The sequence below is a fragment of the Pseudomonas corrugata genome (genome assembly GCF_050920615.1).
In the GTDB taxonomy this organism is placed as follows: Bacteria; Pseudomonadota; Gammaproteobacteria; order Pseudomonadales; family Pseudomonadaceae; genus Aquipseudomonas; species Aquipseudomonas corrugata.
Genome location: NZ_CP130434.1, coordinates 6,161,455 through 6,180,743, shown reverse-complemented (window position 1 = coordinate 6,180,743; position 19,289 = coordinate 6,161,455). Strand labels below are relative to the sequence as shown.

The window sequence follows — 19,289 nt, the reverse complement described above, 5'->3', positions numbered from 1 at the left end:
CGAGTTGTCTGCATCGCGGGCAAGCCATGCTCCTACAGATCAGCCATGCTCCTACAGGTCAGCCATGCTGGGGCAGTGTTAGATGGAAGGCGCCTGCTGCCGGCGCTTCCACTGGCCCAGGCACTGTTGCAGGTTGAGCGGGCTGTGGATCTGTTGCTGGCGGGCACGACTGAACAGGATCAGCGCCAGCTCGGCCGTGGCCAGGGCGTCGGCGCTGGCGTTGTGGCGATCGACCACTTGCAGCTTGAAGGCATCGATCCAGTCGTCCAGGCTCGCCTTGCGTAGCGCTGCCTGGGGGCAGAGCATCGGCGCCAGGTCCGCTACGTCGAGGAACGTATGCTGCAAGCGATAGCCCAGGTGGTCTTTCAGTGCGCGTCCGAGCATGTGAGCGTCGAAGGGCGCATGGAAGGCAAGCAGCGGACTGTCGCCGACGAACTCCATGAACGCCAGCAGTGCTTCGGCCGGGTCGCTGCCGGCGGCGATTGCGCTGGGTGCCAGGCCATGGATCAACACGCTCGGCCCGAGCTTCTGCTTCTCGCATTGCAAGGTGCGCTCGAACTGTTGGCTGAAATCGATAGCGCCGTCTTCGATCACCACCGCGCCGATGGACAGCACCTGATCCTTGTTCAGGTTCAGGCCGGTGGTTTCCAGGTCCACCACTACCCAGCGCTGTTCCCGCAGGCTGCGCTCATCCAGGGGTGATGGCGGCGAGAGATTTGCCAGGCGTCGCTGCAACGCGTCCGGCAACATCGGCGGAGCCGGGCGCAACCAGGAAAACAGGTTCACAGTTGATACCTCAACGTCAGGCTGCTTTGCAGGCGTTGGGCCTGGCGCAATGATTCACGCAGGATCCGCCGATCCAGGTGATTGAGGCTGTCGGGGTCGACGCGGTTGGAGTAGGGCAGGTTCTCGCGGGTCTGCAACTGATGTTGCTGCATGCGGGTTTGCTGGATGAAGTGGTAGGCCTCTTCATAGGCTGCGCCATCAAGGGGGTCGATTACTTCCCGGGCGACCAGTTGCCGCAGGCGTTCCAGGGTGTTGTTGGCCTCTATGCCATTGGCCAGCGCCAGCAGGCGGGCACCGTCGACGAAGGGCGTCAGGCCCTGCACTTTCAAATCCAGGGTAGCCTTCTCACCGTTTTTGCGGCTCAGCACGAAATCCCTGAAACGCCCGACCGGTGGGCGATGACGCAAGGCGTTCTGGGCCATCATGCGCTGGAACAGCCGGTTGTCGCCCACCTGGTCGAGGATCTGTCGGCGTAACTGCGCGCAGCCTTGTTCGTCGCCCCAGACCACCCGCAGGTCGAAATAGATACTGGAGCCCAGCAGGTTTTCCGGCGTCGCTTCGCGAATGAAGGCGGCAAAGCGTCGGGACCATTCGGCGCGGGACAGACACAGTTCGGGATTGCCGGCCATGATGTTGCCTTTGCACAGCGTGAAGCCGCACAGCGCCAGGCTCTGGTTGATCTGTTGGGCGATGGGCAGCAGCAGGCCGCGGATCTGCGCCGCATGGGCCGCGTCCCGGGCCTCGAACAGAATGCCGTTGTCCTGATCGGTATGCAGGGTTTGCTCGCGCCGTCCCTCACTGCCGAAGCACAGCCAACTGAACGGCACCCCCGGATCGCCTTTCTCCGCGAGAGTCAGTTCGATGACCCGGCTCACGGTGTGGTCGTTGAGCAAGGTGATGATGTGGGTGATCTGGGTCGACGACGCGCCGTGGGCCAGCATGCGTTCCACCAGTTGGCCGATCTCGCCCCGCAGGGCTACCAGGTTTTCCACCCGGGGGGCGCTGCGAATGGTCCGGGCCAGGTGCACCAGATCGACTCGCTGCAGGGAAAACAGATCCCGTTCCGACACCACGCCGCACAGGCGCTGTTCCTTGACCAGGCAGACATGGGCAATGTGGCGCTCGGTCATGGCGATGGCCGCATCGAAAGCGCTGTGATCCGGCGAGAGAAAAAACGGTGCCTGGGTCATGTGCGCCGCGATGGCCTGGGAGAAGTCCCCGGCGCCATCGGCCACGACCTGTCGCAGGTCGCGCAGGGTAAAGATCCCCACCGGCGCCTTGCGTTCATCCACCACCACGATGCTGCCGACCTGTTGTTCATGCATCAGCTTCACAGCTTCGCGCAGGGGGGTGTCCGGGCTGCAGCTCACCGGATGACGCATCGCCAGCTCACCCAGCCGTGTATTCAGGGAATATTGGGTGCCCAGGGTCTGCGCGGATTTTTGCTGGACCTGCTGGTTGACCTGGTCGAGCAGGCTGCTGACTCCGCGCAGGGCGAAATCTCGAAACGGGCTGGACAAAGCAAACAGTTTGATAAAGGCCTGCTTGTTCAGTTGCAGGCAAAACGTGTCCTCGCCGGCCCGGTGCTCGGTGCGCGTGGCCCGCTCCCCCAGCAGGGCGGCGAGGGGAAAGCATTCGCCGGTGGTGATTTCGAAAGTGGTCTCGGTGCCACCTTTGGCCGAATGCGGACGCTCCCCCACCACCCGGCCCTGCTTGACGATGTAGAAGTGCTCCACCGGACCGTCGGCCGGCTTGATGATGGTTTCACCCGATGCGTAGAAGCGCAGCAGGCATTGTTCCACCAAGTAGGCCAGGTGAGCATTTTCCATCTGGTTGAACGGGGGGAAGCGCTGCAGGAATTGCAACGTGCCCTGGATGTTCTGCAACACCGCGGTCTTTCCTGCCTGGATGAAGGCGTCCGCTTTTTTCATAACCATTGCGCAATCTTTTTTGAATTGTTGTGGTCGGATCTGTTCCCCATGGTCGACCTCTGCAGGGGGAGTGCCCATTGGACGTAAGTCTAGGTTCCTGCGACGCAGGCAGAACTACAGAAAAGTCCCGCACGAAGCCTCGAAAAATCTTCAGTGAATTCTCTTGGAAAAAAATCCGACGAAGTGCACATTGAAGTGCTGCCGAACGATGTCTGACCACTGTGCCAGGGGATCGATTCAAGGAATGTAGAGAGCATCATGTCCGACCACGATATTTTGAGTGACGCCGAGCGCGAAGCATTGAGCGCCGTCATGCTGGAACCTGATCTGCCACCGCAGCGGGTCTTGATCGCCGATGACGACAAGGACGCTCGCGAGCTGTTGTCGGAGATCCTGGCGCTGGACGGAATCCACTGCATGACCGCCGCCAGTGGCGAAACGGCACTCAAGATGCTGGAAACCAAGCCGTCGATCGGTCTGCTGATCACCGATCTGCGCATGGGCAATGTCGATGGCCTGGAACTGATCCGCCTGGTCCGCGAGTCGGAGCGGGCCGCGTTGCCGATCATCATCGTGTCCGGCGATGCCGACGTGAAGGACGCCATTGAGGCGATGCATTTGAGCGTAGTGGATTTTCTGCTCAAGCCCATCGATACGGAGAAATTGCTAGGGTTGGTCAAGCGAGAGCTGGGGATGGATCTCTAGCCTGCGGCATCCCCACGCAGAGCGTGGGGATGATCGGTCTGCACGGCAAACAAAAAAGGCCCTGATCGCAAGATCAGGGCCTTCCTCATTTATCGTTACCGCTTAATCACAGCCCGTTGGCCGCCTTGAACTCGCGGCGACGACGGTGCAGCACCGGCTCGGTGTAGCCGTTAGGCTGCCGGGTGCCTTCGATCACCAGCTCGACCGCCGCCTGGAAAGCGATGTTGCTGTCGAAGTCCGGTGCCAGCGGACGGTACAGCGGATCGCTGGCGTTCTGGCGGTCCACCACTGGCGCCATGCGCTTGAGGCTTTCCATCACCTGGTCCTGCGTGACGATGCCATGGCGCAGCCAGTTGGCGATGTGCTGGCTGGAAATGCGCAGCGTCGCTCGGTCTTCCATAAGGCCGATGTCGTTGATGTCCGGCACCTTGGAGCAGCCGACGCCCTGATCGATCCAACGCACCACGTAGCCGAGGATGCCCTGGGCATTGTTGTCCAACTCGTTTTTGATCTGCTCCGGCGTCCAGTTCGGGTTGACCGCCAGCGGGATGGTCAGGATATCGTCCACCGAGGCCCGAGTTCGCTTGGCCAGTTCTGCCTGGCGGGCGAACACGTCGACCTTGTGGTAATGCAGCGCATGCAGTGCGGCGGCGGTCGGCGATGGTACCCAGGCGGTGTTGGCGCCCGCCATCGGATGGGCGATTTTCTGTTCGAGCATCGCCGCCATCAGGTCCGGCATGGCCCACATGCCCTTGCCAATCTGTGCACGACCTTGCAGGCCGGTGCTCAGGCCGATGTCGACGTTCCAGTTTTCGTAGGCGGCAATCCATTTCTCGGCTTTCATGTCGGCCTTGCGCACCATCGGGCCGGCTTCCATCGAGGTATGGATTTCATCGCCGGTGCGGTCCAGGAAACCGGTGTTGATGAACACTACGCGTTCGCTGGCAGCCTTGATGCAGGCCTTGAGGTTGACCGTGGTACGGCGCTCCTCGTCCATGATCCCGACCTTGAGGGTGTTGCGCGGCAGGTTCAGCACGTCTTCGACGCGGCCGAACAGCTCGTTGGTGAACGCGGCTTCTTCCGGGCCGTGCATCTTCGGCTTGACGATGTACACCGAGCCGGTGCGGCTGTTGCGGCGCGAGGTGTTGCCGTTGAGGCTGTGGATCGCCGCCAGGCTTGTCACCAGGCCATCGAGAATGCCTTCAGGCACTTCGTTGCCGTGTTTGTCGAAGATCGCGTCGATAGTCATCAGGTGACCGACGTTGCGCACGAACAACAGCGACCGCCCGTGCAGCGTCAGACTCGAACCGTCGACGGCGGTGTACACGCGGTCGGGGTTCATGGTGCGGGTAAACGTCTGACCGCCCTTGGCGACCTCTTCCGACAGGTCGCCTTTCATCAGGCCAAGCCAGTTGCGGTAGATCACCACCTTGTCATCGGCATCGACCGCGGCGACCGAGTCTTCGCAATCCATGATGGTGGTCAGGGCTGCTTCCATCAGGATGTCTTTGACGCCAGCGGCGTCGGTCTGGCCGACTGGGGTGCTGGCATCGACCTGGATTTCGAAGTGCAGGCCGTTGTGCTTCAACAGCACTGCAGTGGGGGCCGAAGCGTCGCCCTGGAAGCCGATCAGTTGGGCATCGTCACGCAGGCCACTGTTGCTGCCACCCTTGAGAGCGACCACCAGTTTGCCGTCGACGATCTTGTAGGCGGTGGAGTCGACGTGGGAACCGGCCGCCAGGGGCGCCGCTTCGTCGAGGAAAGCGCGGGCGAAGGCAATGACCTTGTCGCCACGAACCTTGTTGTAGCCTTTGCCTTTTTCCGCGCCATCGGCTTCGCTGATGGCATCAGTGCCGTACAACGCGTCGTACAACGAACCCCAGCGGGCGTTCGAAGCGTTGAGGGCGAAACGGGCATTCATCACCGGCACCACCAGCTGCGGGCCGGCCATGCGGGCGATTTCGTCATCGACGTTTTGGGTCGTAGCCTGGAAATCCGCCACTTCTGGCAGCAGGTATCCAATGTCTTGCAGGAAGGCTTTGTAAGCCACGGCATCAAAGGCCTGGCCGGCCTTCGACTGGTGCCAGGCATCGATCCGAGCCTGGAAATCATCGCGTTTGGCGAGTAGGGCTTTGTTCTTCGGCGCCAGGTCGTGGATGACCTTGTCGGCACCGGCCCAGAATTGGTCGGCGGTCAGACCGGTACCGGGGATGGCTTCGTTGTTCACGAAGTCGAACAGGACTCTGGCGACCCGAAGGCCACCGACTTGAACGTGTTCAGTCATTGCTTGCCTCTCACTCTGCTCAGCTATTTCGCTTTTCAGCTCTTCGATTTTGACAATGAAGCCTCGGGACATTTAAACCACAAACCCCGAAACCAGTACATGCCATCGCTGGCGGCTGGGTGGGTCCTATCATGGGCATTAAGCCTTGCTGACGGGGCTTTCAGGGATGCGACTGTGCCTTAAGCAGACATCGGTCCAACATTATGTAGTGTGTGCTGCGGCATACTACATGAACAGTTGCGGTTGTGAAAATTAGACTAATTGCGTCGTTCCGCGACCGACTAAAGCAGTACAGTCACGACGAAGCATGGGATGTTCTCAAAAAACTTATTAATTGTTCCATAAAAATCTCGAAACTTGTACACGATTTACCGGTACGTTCAGAAATGGACAGAAGCAACCGCCAAGCGCAGGAGCCTGCGATCTTTGCTTTGATCTTTCGCTCTCGACTCAGTTGGCATGGGAAAGATCGCAGCCTCGTTGCACTCGGCAGATCCTGCATAACTCCTTCCGCAGGGTTTGTGTGCCCTGCCTATACTCCTTCTTCTCATCACAAGAGGGCTGCGCCATGGACCATCTCGTCATTACCGTTTTCGCCCCGGACAAACCTGGGCAGGTCGAGCGCATCGCCCAATGCATCGCCGAGCACGGCGGTAACTGGCTGGAAAGCCGCATGTCGCATCTGGCGGGGCAATTTGCCGGAATATTGCGCCTCAGCGCTCCTGCCGAATCCCAACAGGAACTGATCGAAGCCTTGCAGGGGTTGTCGAGCCACGGCATTCGCGTGCTCATCGCGGAGAGCACAATCGAGGAGTCCTGCAGTTGGAAACCCATTGCCATGGAACTGGTGGGTAACGACCGTCCCGGTATCGTGCGGGACATCACCCGTTTGTTGAGCGAGCAGGGCGTCAATGTCGAGCGGTTGGTGACCCATGTCGGGCCGGCACCGATGAGCAGCGAATTGTTGTTTCACGCCGAAGCGATCCTGGGCGTGCCGCTGACGCTGTCGTTGGACACCTTGCAGGAACGCCTGGAAACCTTGGCCGACGAATTAATGGTGGAGCTCAAATTGAGCGACGAAGCGTGAGCCCGGTTATCCAAGGAAAAACTGCACCTGCCTGTGGATAACCTGTAGAGATACGGCGCCAGCCCAAGCCTGGCGTGCCTTTGCCGGTGATGATCAAAAAATCGCCAATTTTCAAGGGCTTGTGCACAAACGGCGGGGATGATGCTGTGGATAACCTTGGGGTCGATCGGCGCAGGCCACGTCGAACGTGGCCTGCAGGGAGCTGTACGATTTTTGATCAGGTGCGACGGCGCATGCTGATTACGGCATCGAGGCTGTACACCGCGAGCCCGGCCCAGATGAACAGGAATGCCATCAAGGTGCTGGACGACAAATGCTCGCCGAACAGCAGCACCGCCAGCAGTAGCACCAATGTCGGGGCGATGTACTGGAGAAATCCCAACGTCGTGTAGGGCAAATGCCGGGCAGCGGCGTTGAAGCACACCAGCGGAACCAGCGTCACCGGGCCGGCCGCTACCAGCCACCAGGCTTCGGAGGTGGTCCAGAAGGTGGCTTGGGCACTGATGGCCGTTGGATTGAATAGCAACCAGGCCAGGGCAATCGGCACCAGCATCCAGGTTTCCACCACCAGCCCCGGCAATGCCTGGACCGGAGCCTGTTTACGGATCAACCCGTAGAAGCCGAAGGTCAGCGCCAGGGCCAGCGACACCCATGGCAGGCTGCCGACCTGCCAGACCTGCTGCGCCACACCAACCGCTGCCAACCCCACCGCCAGCCATTGCATGCGCCGCAGCCGCTCCCCCAGGATCAGCATCCCCAGCAACACGTTTACCAGCGGGTTGATGTAATAACCCAGGCTGGCTTCGAGCATGCGACCGTTGTTCACCGCCCAGACGTAAGTCAGCCAGTTGGCCGCGATCAAGGTGCCGCTCAGGGCCAGGATCGCCAGGCGACGCGGGTTGTCGCGCAGTTCGCGCCACCAGCCCGGATGTTTCCAGACCAGCAGCAATGCCGAGCCGAACAGCGCCGACCACAGTACCCGATGGACGATGATTTCCACTGAAGGGACGGCAGCGATGGCTTTGAAATAGATGGGGAACAACCCCCAGATGACGTAGGCACTCAGGCCCAGGATATACCCACGACGCGGGTTGGCGGCTTGCATGCAGAATCCTTGCTTAGGCAGCTAACAAAGGAGTGATTGTAAGTAGATTTGTCAGGTTTTGGGCGAACCTTTGAGCAACAACGCAAGTACCTCCTGTGGGAGCGAGCCTGCTCGCGATCGCGGTGTATCAGCTTACGAATATGTTGTCTGACACACCGCGATCGCGAGCACGCTCGCTCCCACAGGAGATTGTGGTGATGGTTGAAGTGCGCTCTTCAAAACAACTTCAACGGCTCTTCATTGAGCGCCGCCAGCTGTTCGCGCAACGCCAATACCTGGTCGCCCCAATAGCGCTCGCTGCCAAACCACGGGAAGCTGCGGGGGAATGCCGGGTCATCCCAGCGACGAGCCAGCCAGGCGCTGTAGTGCATCAGGCGCAGGGCACGCAGGGGTTCGATCAGTGCCAGTTCCCGGGGATCGAAGTCATGGAACTCCTGGTAGCCATCCATCAATTCCGACAACTGGCCCAGGCATGCCTGGCGGTCACCGGCCAGCATCATCCACAGATCCTGCACCGCCGGACCCATGCGACAGTCGTCCAGGTCGACGATGTGGTAGACCTCGTCGCGACACATCATGTTGCCCGGGTGGCAGTCACCGTGCATGCGGATGTTCTGATGGGGCGTGACAGCATAGATTTCTTCGACACGCTTGAGCAGATCCCTTGCCACCGACTCGTAGGCCGGAAGCAGACTACGGGGTACGAAACCGCTTTCCAGCACGGTAGCCAGTGAATCGTGGCCAAAGTTTTTTACGGTCAGGGCCTCGCGGTGTTCGAACGGACGGCTGGCGCCTACCGCATGCAGGCGTCCAAGCAGTTGCCCCAAGCGATAGAGTTGGTCCAGATTGCCTGGCTCCGGTGCTCGGCCGCCACGACGGGGAAACAGGGTGAAGCGAAACCCGGCGTGTTCATGCAGGCTGACGCCGTTGTGAATCAACGGCGCCACCACTGGCACTTCGCAGTCGGCCAGCTCGAAGGTGAAGCTGTGTTCTTCCAGGATCGCTTCGTTGGTCCAGCGCTGGGGGCGATAGAACTTGGCGATCAGCGGTTCGGCGTCTTCGATGCCGACTTGGTAGACGCGGTTCTCATAGCTGTTGAGGGCCAGCACACGGGCGTCGCTGAGGAAGCCGATACTTTCTACGGCATCGAGCACCAGGTCGGGCGTGAGGGTTTCGAACGGATGGGACATGCTGACTCCTGCGCAGCGGCAGGGCTGCCGCGTCCGGCCCTGCATGGTAGCGCAGACGCAGGCAGATAGGTGGACTGAGGCCGTCGCACCAATTTCGGGTGCTCGCAGTATCTTGTGGGAGCAGGCTTGCTCGCGAACGGGCAATAACAGTCGACATCAACGTTGACTGAAGATCCGCTTTCGCGAGCAAGCCCGCTCCCACAAGGGCCTTATCAGGCGCCGATGATTCCGCCGTCCTCGCGGGTGATGACCATCACCGACGAGCGCGGCTTGCCGTTCGGCAGGTGCTCGGGGAATGTCGAGCCGCCGTTTTCACCCGGATGCTGGATTCCGACGAACAAGGCCTTCTGGTCCGGTGCGAAGCTGATGCCGGTCACTTCGCAGCCCACCGGCCCGACCATGAAGCGACGGATTTCGCCGCTGTTGGGGTCGGCGCAGAGCATCTGGTTGTTGCCCATGCCGGCGAAATCACCGGTGTTGCTGACGTCGCCGTCGGTCAGGATCCACAGTCGGCCAGCCTTGTCGAATCCCAGGCCGTCGGGGCTGTTGAACATGTTCTGCGCGTTGACGTTGGACGAACCGGCTTTCGGCGTGCCGGCATGTACGGTCGGGTTGCCGGCCACCATGAACAGGTCCCAGTTGAAGGTCATGGACGCATGATCGTCGCGGTCGGTGCGCCAGCGCAGGATCTGTCCATAGACATTCTTCGCCCGAGGGTTGGGACCGCCCACCGGTTGGCCATCCTCGCCGCGCTTGGCGTTGTTGGTCAGGGTGCAATAGACCTGGCCATCTTTCGGGCTGACCACGATCCACTCCGGACGGTCCATCCGTGTGGCGCCCACGGCACTGGCGGCCAGACGCGCACGGATCAACACCTCGGCCTGATCGGCGAAGCCGCTGTTGGCGTCGAGGCCGTTCTTGCCATGGGTCAGCTCGATCCACTGGCCCTTGCCTTTCGGGTGGTCCGGATTACCGTCACCGGCGTCGAAGCGCGCCACGTACAAGGTGCCATGGTCCAGCAGGTTGCGGTTGGCCTTGGCGTTCTTGTGATTGATGCGCTCGCGGCTGACGAATTTGTAGATGAATTCGCCACGCTCGTCGTCGCCCATGTAGACCACGGCGTGACCATCGTTGGTTTGTGCCAGGGCGGCGTTTTCGTGTTTGAAGCGCCCCAGGGCTGTGCGCTTCACGGGTGTGGACTCGGGATCGAACGGGTCGATTTCCACCACCCAGCCATGACGATTGAGTTCGTTGGGGTTCTTCGCCAGGTCGAAGCGTGGATCGTACACGTGCCAATTGATCTCGCGACTGGTAACGGTGGCGCCGTAGCGCTTTTGCGCTTCATCGAACTGCAAGTCGGACTTGCTGCTGCCAAAACAGTCGGTGAAGTTTTCTTCGCAGGTCAGGTAAGTCCCCCACGGCGTCATGCCATTGGCGCAGTTCTGAAAGGTGCCGAGGACCTTCTTGCCGCTCTTGTCGGCGCTTGTTTTCAGCAGATCATGTCCGGCCGCCGGCCCGCTCAGTTCAATCGGCGTATTGCCATGGATCCTGCGGTTGTAGCGCGATGCCTGGACGAACTGCCATTGGCCGCCTTGGCGCTTCACTTCGATCACCGATACGCCTTCGCTGGCCTGGGCCTTGTGCACGTCTTCGGCCGACTGCGGCTGGCCACCATGAGCGAAGAGGTAGCGGTAGTTGGTGTATTCGTTGTTGATCGCCATGAGCGCCCTGTTCTCGTCACCGGGGAACGGGAACAGGCTCATGCCGTCGTTGTTGTCGCCGAACTGCATTTCCTGGTCGCGCGCAGTGCCATTGCCACTCGGGTCGAACGCGGGTGCGTTCTTCTGCAAAGGCTGGCCCCAACTGATCAAGACCGAGGATTTGTAGCCAGGTGGCAGGGTGAGGGTGTCGGTCGTAGCCGCGGCGATGCTGTCGAAGCCCAGCAACTTGCTATTGCCTTCGCTGACAGCTGCGGCCAGGGCGCTGCGGCTCAGCAGGTTGCCGCCCAGGAACATTGCCGCGCCACACAGGGCGCCGGCGCCGATGAAACTACGGCGGCTCAGGCTGACGATTTTTTCCAGGTCGGTGGATTGGTTTTCTTCTAATAGGCTCATCTCAGGCTCCCTGCTGGTTTTGGCAGTCACCTTAAAGCGGGTCGATGAAGCTTTTGTTTCAGTGCGTTTATAGCGGGGTCCCGAGCAACACATTCGTCGCCGAAAACACCACTTGCACCGGTGAGCCGATGTCGAGGTTGCGCGCTTGCAATTGGAGCGGATCGGCCAAGGCACACAGGGTCTGGCCATTGGGCAAGCCGATACGCACCTCGCTGGGACCATCGGCAGCCGTGGCGATGTGTTCGATGACGCCTTGTAGAACATTGATGCCCGATTTCTCCAAGGGGCCGCTGGGAAACAATTCCAGCCAGCCGGCCTTTATCAACGCCACCACTTCGGTGCCGATGGCCAGCTCCAGGCGCACCGTGCTGTCGTGGGTGATCTGCGCGTCGATGACCAGGCCTCGAGCCAATTCCAGGCGCACCCGGTCGTTATGGCCCTGGGCTTCGATGCCGAGGACTTTGCCGTGCAACTGATTGCGGGCGCTGGTGCGCAGCATCAGGCGACTCAGCAGGCCGAGGTCGCCGGCGTCTTCGCTCGCTTGCAGCAACTGCGCCTGCAAGGCTTGCAGGCGCAGGTACAGGCGCAGCACACGCTGCCCTTCTTCCGACAGCCTGGCACCGCCGCCACCCTTGCCGCCGACGCTGCGCTCCACCAACGGTTGGTTCGCCAGGTTGTTCAACTCATCGATGGCGTCCCATGCCGCCTTGTAGCTCAGACCCGCGCTCTTGGCGGCACGGGTGATGGAGCCTTGTTCGGCGATGTGCTGCAACAGGGCGATGCGTTGCGGACGCCGGACAATGTGTTGGGTCAGAAGCGTGGGTAATGACATGGCGGAAACTGCGCGCAAGAGTGAAAGAACGACGTTGGCGCCTGGGCCGCCGCGCGTCAAGCCGGTTCACCGGGTTTTGGTGTGCGCGCCAGGCAATACACATCGACCCGGGCCGCACCGCCGTCGAGCATCAATTTGGCCAGTGTCTGGGCGGTGGCCCCGGTGGTGAGCACATCGTCCACCAGGGCCAGGTGGCGATTGCGCAATGGCGCATCGGGTGCCAGGGCGAAGGCCTGGCGCAGATTCCGGCGCCGGGCCCGGGCATCGAGTGCCTGTTGCGCCGGGGTATCGTGGATGCGCAGCAGCAGATGTTCTTCGCAGGGAATCTGCAACGCAGCACCGAGCCAGCGCGCCAGCAAGGTCGCCTGGTTGAACCCGCGCTGGCGCAAGCGTCGTCCTGCCAGCGGCACCGGCACCAGCGCGTCGGGCGGTTCCAGGCCTTCGTCGAAATGATGTTGCAGCGATTGCGCCAGCAGTTCGCCCATGAGGCGACCAAGAGGCCATTTTGCCTGGTGCTTGAAACGGGTTATCAGGCTGTCCACCGGGAAATCATAAGCCCAGGGTGCCAGGACCCGTTCGAAGGCTGGCGGTTGCGCGGTGCATTGCCCGCAACGCAGGCCGGCCATGGGCAGCGGCAGGGCGCAGATGACACATTGATCACCGAGCCAGGGCAGTTCGCTTTCGCAAGGCGTGCAGATCGGCTGTTGAGTGTCGGTGGCCTCACCACACAGGAGGCAGGACTGTTTGTTTTTTAACCAGATGTAAACCGGTCCATCGTATCGTGGTTGACAGCGCATGACTCTTCCTTAAATATGCCGAACATCCGTGTCGCGCCTGTGGGTATTGCGTGCCCCCAGTCGCCAGCCAAGCATAATCAAGGAAATACCCATGAGCGCCAGCACCACTGCCAACCTGCGTCATGACTGGTCTTTGGCCGAAGTCAAAGCACTCTTTGTCCAGCCGTTCAATGACCTGTTGTTCCAGGCGCAGACCGTGCACCGCGCGCATTTCGACGCCAACCGTGTCCAGGTTTCCACGCTGCTGTCGATCAAGACCGGCGCCTGCCCGGAAGATTGCAAATATTGTCCGCAGTCCGGCCACTACAACACCGGGCTGGACAAGGAAAAACTGCTGGAAGTGCAGAAGGTCCTTGAGGAGGCCGCACGTGCCAAGGCCATCGGTTCGACCCGTTTCTGCATGGGCGCGGCGTGGAAGCATCCGTCGGCCAAGGACATGTCCTATGTGTTGGAAATGGTCAAAGGGGTGAAGGCCATGGGCCTGGAAACCTGCATGACCCTGGGGCGTCTCGACCAGGAGCAGACCGAGGCACTGGCCCAGGCCGGCCTGGATTACTACAACCATAACCTCGATACCTCTCCGGAGTTCTACGGCAGCATCATCACCACCCGTACCTACAGCGAGCGCCTGCAGACCCTGGCCTACGTGCGTGATTCGGGGATGAAGATCTGCTCCGGCGGCATCCTCGGCATGGGCGAGTCCCTCGATGACCGCGCCAACCTGCTGATCCAATTGGCGAACCTGCCGGAGCATCCGGAGTCGGTACCGATCAACATGCTGGTCAAGGTCGCCGGCACGCCGTTGGAAAATGCCGAGGATGTCGACCCGTTCGATTTCATCCGCATGCTCGCCGTGGCGCGGATCCTGATGCCCAAATCCCATGTCCGCCTGTCCGCCGGTCGCGAGGCGATGAACGAACAGATGCAGGCCCTCGCGTTCCTGGCCGGCGCCAACTCGATTTTCTACGGCGACAAACTGCTGACCACCGCCAACCCGCAGGCTGACAAAGACATGCAATTGTTCGCTCGCCTGGGCATCCAGCCTGAAGCCCGCGAAGAACATGCCGACGAAGTGCACCAGGCCGCGATTGAACAGGCGCTGGTGGAGCAGAAGAGCAGCGAGCAGTTCTATAACGCGGCTGTGTGATCAACCCCGATTTTTCTGTTTGGAATGGGGGACCTGTGGGAGTGAGCCTGCTCGCGATAGCAATAGAGCATTCAACATTTACGTCGAATGACACACCGCCATCGCGAGCAGGCTCGCTCCCACAGGGGAACCCTTCAATCTTTGAATAGTGGTCACCCCGAGGCCTGCATGCCCTTCGATCTCGCCGCACGCCTGGCTGCCCGTCGTGCCGAAAACCTCTATCGCCAGCGCCCGCTGCTCGAAAGCCCCCAGGGGCCGGAGGTGGTTGTGGACGGGCAGCCGTTGCTGGCGTTCTGCAACAATGACTACCTGGGCCTGGCCAATCACCCGCAGGTGATCGAAGCCTGGCGTGCCGGGGCGGCTCGTTGGGGGGTGGGTGGCGGCGCTTCCCATCTGGTGATCGGCCATAGCGGTCCCCATCACGCCTTGGAGGAAGCTCTTGCCGATCTCACCGGTCGTCCGCGGGCGCTGCTGTTCACCACCGGCTACATGGCCAACCTCGGCGCCGTGACCGCACTGGTCGGGCAGGGCGATACGGTGCTGGAGGACCGGCTCAATCACGCGTCGTTGCTCGACGCCGGGATACTGTCCGGCGCGCGTTTCAGCCGTTATCTGCACAACGACGCCCGGAGCCTGGCCAGCCGTCTGGAGAAAGCCACCGGCAATACCCTGGTGGTCACCGACGGTGTCTTCAGCATGGACGGCGACATTGCCGATCTGCCGGCCCTGGCCCGTGAAGCCAAGGCCAGGGGCGCCTGGCTGATGGTCGACGATGCTCACGGTTTCGGTCCGTTGGGCGCGAACGGAGGCGGTATCGTCGAGCACTTCGGCCTCAGCCAGGACGACGTGCCGGTGCTGGTCGGCACCCTCGGCAAGGCCTTCGGCACCGCTGGCGCTTTTGTGGCGGGCAGTGAAGAACTGATCGAGAGCCTGATCCAGTTTGCCCGCCCCTACATCTACACCACCAGCCAACCGCCGGCCCTGGCCTGCGCCACGCTCAAAAGCCTTGAGTTGTTGCGCAGCGAGCATTGGCGGCGCGAGCATTTGCAAGTGTTGATCCGTCAGTTTCGCCATGGCGCGGAGCAGATTGGCCTGCAACTGATGGACAGCTTCACGCCAATCCAGCCGATTCTGATCGGCGATGCCGGGCGAGCGATGCGCCTGTCGCAAATGCTGCGCGAACGGGGTCTGATGGTCACCGCGATACGGCCCCCCACCGTCCCGGCCGGCAGCGCCCGTTTGCGTGTGACCCTGACGGCCGCCCACAGCGAGGCCCAGGTGCAACTATTGTTGAATGCACTGGCCGAGTGTTTTGCCCTGCTGGGGCCGGAGGCAAGCCATGCGTGATCGATTGATATTGCTGCCTGGTTGGGGGCTGGGCGTTTCCCCGCTGGAACCGCTGGCCGCTGCGCTGCACGGGCTCGACGAACATCTGCGGGTGGAAATCGAGCCGTTGCCGGCCCTGGTAACGAGTAATCCCGAGGAGTGGCTCGATGAGTTGGACGCCTGCGTGCCCCAGGATGCCTGGTTGGGTGGCTGGTCCCTGGGCGGCATGCTGGCCTCCGAGTTGGCCGCGCGCCGGGGCGAGCGCTGCTGCGGGCTGTTGACCCTGGCAAGCAATGCTTCGTTTGTGGCCCATGAGCAATGGCCGAGCGCGATGGCCAGTGACACCTTCGACGGTTTCCTCGCCGGGTGTGCCGCCGATCCACGCCTGACCCTCAAGCGTTTCAGTTTGTTATGCGCCCAGGGTTGCAGCGACCCCCGCGGGTTGGCGAGGCTGCTGCTGGCCGGCGCACCGAACACCGCGCCGGAGGTGTCGATGGCCGGTCTGCAAGTGCTGGCGCAGCTGGATACCCGTGCCGCTTTGCAACGCTTCCGTGGCCCGCAATTGCATCTGTTTGCCGGGCTCGACGCCCTGGTGCCGGCCGAAGCCGCGAGTGAATTGCTGGCATTGTTGCCGGACGTCGAGATCGGCCTGATCGAACAGGCCGGTCATGGATTTCTTCTGGAAGACCCGCACGGTGTCGCGGGGGCGATCCAGGCCTTTTTACATGAGGCCGGTGATGACTGACCTGTCCCTTCCCAAATTGCCCGGGACCTTGCCTGACAAGCGCCAGGTGGCAGCCTCGTTCTCCCGGGCGGCGGCCAGCTACGACAGCGTGGCGGAATTGCAGCGCGACGTGGGGCAACAGTTGCTGGAGCAGTTACCTGCCTCGCTCGTGCCGGGACGCTGGATGGACGTGGGTTGCGGCACCGGTCACTTCACTCGGGCGCTGGGCGCGCGCTTCGGCGTGGCGAGCGGCGTTGCGCTGGATATCGCCGAAGGAATGCTCAACCATGCCCGGCCCCAGGGTGGGGCTGCGCATTTCGTCGCCGGTGACGCGGAGCGCCTGCCTCTGCAAACGACGAGTTGCGACCTGGTGTTCTCCAGCCTTGCGGTGCAGTGGTGCGCGGACTTTGCCTCGGTGCTGAGGGAGGCGCATCGTGTATTGAAACCGGGCGGAGCCTTTGCCTTCACCAGTCTCTGCGTCGGTACGTTGTACGAATTGCGCGACAGTTGGCGCCAGGTGGACGGCCTGGTGCACGTCAACCGTTTCCGGGAGTTCGAAACCTATCGACAACTGTGCATGGAAAGCGGGTTGAAGGTCATCAGCCTCGAGAACCGTCCCCATGTGTTGTATTACCCGGACGTACGCAGCCTGACCCATGAATTGAAGTCCCTTGGTGCCCATAATCTGAATCCAGGCCGCCCGGGTGGGTTGACCGGCAGAGCGAGGATCCTGGGGATGATTGAAGCCTACGAGCAATTTCGTCGGGTAGAAGGGTTGCCCGCGACCTATCAGGTGGTCTACGCCGTGCTGGAGAAACCCCTATGAGCCAGGCTTACTTCATCGCCGGTACCGACACCGATGTGGGCAAGACCACTGTTGCGGCCGGCCTGCTGCACGCAGCGCGACAGGCCGGCATGAGCACCGCCGCCGGAAAGCCCGTGGCCTCCGGTTGCGAGGTCACCCCCAAAGGCCTGCGCAATGCCGACGCCCTGGCCCTGCTCGCCGAATGCTCGATGCCGCTGACGTATGCCCAGGTCAACCCGATGGCGTTCGAGCCGGCCATCGCGCCGCATCTGGCGGCCCGGGAAGCCGGCGTGGCATTGACGGTGCAGTCGTTGTTGGGGCCGATGCGTGACGTGCTGGCCCTGCAAGCCGATTTCACCTTGATTGAAGGCGCGGGCGGCTGGCGCGTTCCGTTGGCCGATCAGGACAATCTCTCTGACCTGGCAATGGCCCTGGGCCTGCCGGTGATCCTGGTGGTGGGGGTACGGCTGGGCTGCATCAGTCACGCGTTGCTCACCGCCGAAGCCATTGCCCGGGACGGCCTGCAATTGGCTGGTTGGGTTGCGAATATCGTCGACCCCAAGACATCGCGGCTGGAGGAAAATCTGGCCACGCTCGCCGAACGCCTTCCGGCACCGTGCCTGGGCCGGGTGCCACGAATCAAGGGCGTGACGGCGGAAGCAGTGGCCGGGTACCTGCATCTGGACCTGCTGGATTAGGGTTTGCCTATAACAAGGCACTGTGCCATTAGTGTTTTTGTCGGGCCTTTTCCCAGTGCTTCTGATTCAATGGCCTTGTCGACCCTTCAAGATACGAGCCTTGCCATGGAAATCTCAGGAAGTACCGCATTCTATGCTGGTCTGAGTACTATTCAGACAGGGCAGAACCGTGTCGATCAGGCTTCATCTCAAATCGCCAACAACACCATCGAGCGGGCGGTTACCAGTCAGTCGTCCGAAGTCCAGGTCGATCGCCTGCGGTCGGTGGATCGCAGCCAGCAATCGGACCTGGCCAGCAACATGGTTGAAATGGCCCAGGGCAAGTTCCAGGTGCAAGCGGGCGTGAACGTGGCTAAAGCATCCGACGAGATGCTGGGTACGTTGATCGATACCTTCGCCTGAGCCCGCTCGCCTGAACCCTTCGTTGAGCATCAATCGACTCAAGCGCCCTGATACCCCCATATCCGGGGCGTAAAAGAGCTGATTGCAGCATTGAAAAAACCACCCGAAACCACCACGCGGTGATTAGGCTGCACCTGTACATCATATAAGTTGCCGCTTTCGTCGGTTTGCCAGAAGCCTTCAATGACTCCGCTCTGGCTCACCCGCTCGTACGCCTGGATAGGCTTGTTTGGCTGCCCGGGGACGAAGGCATGACCCACCGTGACGATTCTGCCATCGGCTTGGATGGTCAGGGCGTTCAGGGCCACATGGTAGCCCGGGCGGGCAATCAGAAGCGGCTCGCCGTTGTTGAAACTTCCATCGATTTCACCATTGGCCTCCAGCCGGATAAGTAAGCCCCTTCTCAGGTTATCGAGACCTGTCATCTGGCCTGCGATCAGGATTCTATCGTCCTCCTGAATTGCAATATGGCTGACGATATCCGGTGAGTTGATTTGAGCACGCGACTGGTCGGAGGAACCCTCGTCCATCTCGATATCAACGAAACCCTGATTGCCAAAGGTGATGTCCAGTTCTCCCGCGATGGTGTAGCGGGCCACTGTTCGTGTCCTCGGTTGCTCACCCTGATACCGCCAGGATCCTGCGACGATGATCTTGCCGTCGCTCTGAGTCTGCACATTGCAGGCGTAGCTGGGATGGCCATGGAACCTGATGTCGATGAATCCGCGACCGGCTCCAAAGCCTGTATCGGGTTCCCCGTTGGTATGCAGTCTGAACAGGCGGCCCTCGACCCCCGATTGGGCATTTTCATAGGTAAGGTAGTAGGCGCAGACGAGAATTTTCTGATCTTTCTGCAGGCAACCATCAACCGATTTGTAGTTGCTGTCCGTAGTGCGTGCATGCTCGGGGCTCATGGTGATTATTTTGCGCCCGAATACGAGATCGTGGCTGCCCGTGGCATAGAAACGCATGAGTGCAGGTCGCCATTCGCTGTCTTTGGTGGAGCCGCCAATGAGCAGTATTTTTCCGTCCTCCTGAAGTAACACGCGCGTCGGCGTGCTGTTTTTGGAGCCGTCCTCCAACCATCCGGTTGTGTCATGGAACGAAGTGTCCTTGACGCCATCGGGCAAGTAGCGCGTCAGTGCAAAATAACCCTTGAGTTGCAAGGCAAGGATCAGCTTGCCTTCGCTGTCGCAGACGAGCGAGCTGGCTACGCCTTCTGCGTTCACGCCAATGAACCCTTCGGTTCCAAAAGCCGGATCCAACTGACCGGGTTGACGAGGTTGGGGAGTGCCTGCTGGTTGAGTGTCCATATCGTTTTCCTCCAATCGCAACTAATCTGGACTGGGGGCGCCC

17 protein-coding genes are annotated in these 19,289 nt (G+C 61.2%); 8 read left to right on the top strand and 9 right to left on the bottom strand.

Annotation, left to right across the window (positions count from 1 at the left end; all coding sequences use genetic code 11):
• Nucleotides 1-78: 78 nt before the first annotated feature.
• Both QZH45_RS27755 and QZH45_RS27750 read right to left on the bottom strand, forming a co-directional pair.
• A complete protein-coding gene (locus QZH45_RS27755) occupies nucleotides 79-786 on the bottom strand; it encodes a 3'-5' exonuclease (RefSeq protein WP_024779425.1) in 708 nt (235 codons plus the stop codon).
• Complete coding sequence (locus QZH45_RS27750; RefSeq protein ID WP_024779424.1) at nucleotides 783-2,723, bottom strand: putative nucleotidyltransferase substrate binding domain-containing protein; 1,941 nt, start codon at nucleotides 2,721-2,723, stop codon at nucleotides 783-785. The genes QZH45_RS27755 and QZH45_RS27750 overlap by 4 nt, the downstream gene beginning before the upstream one ends.
• A 252-nt stretch (nucleotides 2,724-2,975) precedes the next feature.
• On the opposite strand from QZH45_RS27750, the gene QZH45_RS27745 reads away from it, so the two are divergent.
• Complete coding sequence (locus QZH45_RS27745; RefSeq protein WP_024779423.1) at nucleotides 2,976-3,422, top strand: response regulator; 447 nt, start codon at nucleotides 2,976-2,978, stop codon at nucleotides 3,420-3,422.
• Nucleotides 3,423-3,528: 106 nt separating this feature from the next.
• Here the strand turns inward: QZH45_RS27745 and QZH45_RS27740 are convergent, their stop codons facing one another.
• Nucleotides 3,529-5,706, bottom strand: a complete 2,178-nt coding sequence (locus QZH45_RS27740; protein WP_053190500.1) for a malate synthase G — start codon at nucleotides 5,704-5,706, stop codon at nucleotides 3,529-3,531.
• A 568-nt stretch (nucleotides 5,707-6,274) separates the two neighbouring features.
• Between QZH45_RS27740 and QZH45_RS27735 the strand changes: the two genes are divergently transcribed.
• The gene (locus QZH45_RS27735; protein ID WP_024779421.1) at nucleotides 6,275-6,793 is read left to right on the top strand and encodes a glycine cleavage system protein R; all 519 of its coding nucleotides are present in this window, start codon (nucleotides 6,275-6,277) and stop codon (nucleotides 6,791-6,793) included.
• 217 nt (nucleotides 6,794-7,010) lie between these two features.
• Here the strand turns inward: QZH45_RS27735 and rarD are convergent, their stop codons facing one another.
• From rarD to QZH45_RS27710, 5 genes are all read right to left on the bottom strand, one after another.
• Complete coding sequence (gene rarD / locus QZH45_RS27730) at nucleotides 7,011-7,898, bottom strand: EamA family transporter RarD (RefSeq protein ID WP_024779420.1); 888 nt, start codon at nucleotides 7,896-7,898, stop codon at nucleotides 7,011-7,013.
• A 215-nt stretch (nucleotides 7,899-8,113) separates the two neighbouring features.
• Nucleotides 8,114-9,088, bottom strand: coding sequence for a serine/threonine protein kinase (locus tag QZH45_RS27725; RefSeq protein ID WP_024779419.1), 975 nt, complete (start codon nucleotides 9,086-9,088; stop codon nucleotides 8,114-8,116).
• A gap of 212 nt (nucleotides 9,089-9,300) precedes the next feature.
• On the bottom strand, nucleotides 9,301-11,202 hold the full coding sequence (locus QZH45_RS27720; RefSeq protein ID WP_055136110.1) for a PhoX family protein: 1,902 nt from the start codon (nucleotides 11,200-11,202) through the stop codon (nucleotides 9,301-9,303).
• Between the two features lie 67 nt (nucleotides 11,203-11,269).
• Nucleotides 11,270-12,034 (bottom strand): TOBE domain-containing protein, encoded by a 765-nt coding sequence (locus QZH45_RS27715; protein ID WP_024779417.1) that lies wholly within the window; start codon nucleotides 12,032-12,034, stop codon nucleotides 11,270-11,272.
• A gap of 56 nt (nucleotides 12,035-12,090) precedes the next feature.
• Nucleotides 12,091-12,831, bottom strand: coding sequence for a ComF family protein (locus QZH45_RS27710; protein ID WP_053193057.1), 741 nt, complete (start codon nucleotides 12,829-12,831; stop codon nucleotides 12,091-12,093).
• A gap of 91 nt (nucleotides 12,832-12,922) precedes the next feature.
• Between QZH45_RS27710 and bioB the strand changes: the two genes are divergently transcribed.
• The 6 genes from bioB to QZH45_RS27680 all read left to right on the top strand — a co-directional run bounded on the left by bioB (nucleotide 12,923) and on the right by QZH45_RS27680 (nucleotide 17,933).
• Nucleotides 12,923-13,978: a biotin synthase BioB gene (gene bioB, locus QZH45_RS27705; RefSeq protein WP_055136111.1), complete on the top strand. Its 1,056-nt coding sequence runs from the start codon at nucleotides 12,923-12,925 to the stop codon at nucleotides 13,976-13,978.
• A 168-nt stretch (nucleotides 13,979-14,146) separates the two neighbouring features.
• Nucleotides 14,147-15,325: an 8-amino-7-oxononanoate synthase gene (gene bioF, locus QZH45_RS27700; protein WP_024779414.1), complete on the top strand. Its 1,179-nt coding sequence runs from the start codon at nucleotides 14,147-14,149 to the stop codon at nucleotides 15,323-15,325.
• Complete coding sequence (locus QZH45_RS27695; RefSeq protein WP_024779413.1) at nucleotides 15,318-16,049, top strand: alpha/beta fold hydrolase; 732 nt, start codon at nucleotides 15,318-15,320, stop codon at nucleotides 16,047-16,049. Before bioF ends, QZH45_RS27695 begins: the two co-directional genes overlap by 8 nt.
• A complete protein-coding gene (gene bioC / locus QZH45_RS27690; protein WP_053193054.1) occupies nucleotides 16,042-16,854 on the top strand; it encodes a malonyl-ACP O-methyltransferase BioC in 813 nt (270 codons plus the stop codon). The genes QZH45_RS27695 and bioC overlap by 8 nt, the downstream gene beginning before the upstream one ends.
• Nucleotides 16,851-17,531 carry a dethiobiotin synthase gene (bioD, locus tag QZH45_RS27685; RefSeq protein ID WP_024779411.1) on the top strand — a complete coding sequence of 227 codons (681 nt, stop codon included), beginning with the start codon at nucleotides 16,851-16,853 and terminating at the stop codon, nucleotides 17,529-17,531. The genes bioC and bioD overlap by 4 nt, the downstream gene beginning before the upstream one ends.
• 105 nt (nucleotides 17,532-17,636) lie before the next feature.
• A complete protein-coding gene (locus tag QZH45_RS27680; RefSeq protein ID WP_041022289.1) occupies nucleotides 17,637-17,933 on the top strand; it encodes a hypothetical protein in 297 nt (98 codons plus the stop codon).
• 38 nt (nucleotides 17,934-17,971) lie between these two features.
• On the opposite strand, the gene QZH45_RS27675 is transcribed toward QZH45_RS27680, so the two are convergent.
• Nucleotides 17,972-19,246, bottom strand: a complete 1,275-nt coding sequence (locus QZH45_RS27675) for a hypothetical protein (protein WP_055136114.1) — start codon at nucleotides 19,244-19,246, stop codon at nucleotides 17,972-17,974.
• Nucleotides 19,247-19,289 lie beyond the last annotated feature (43 nt).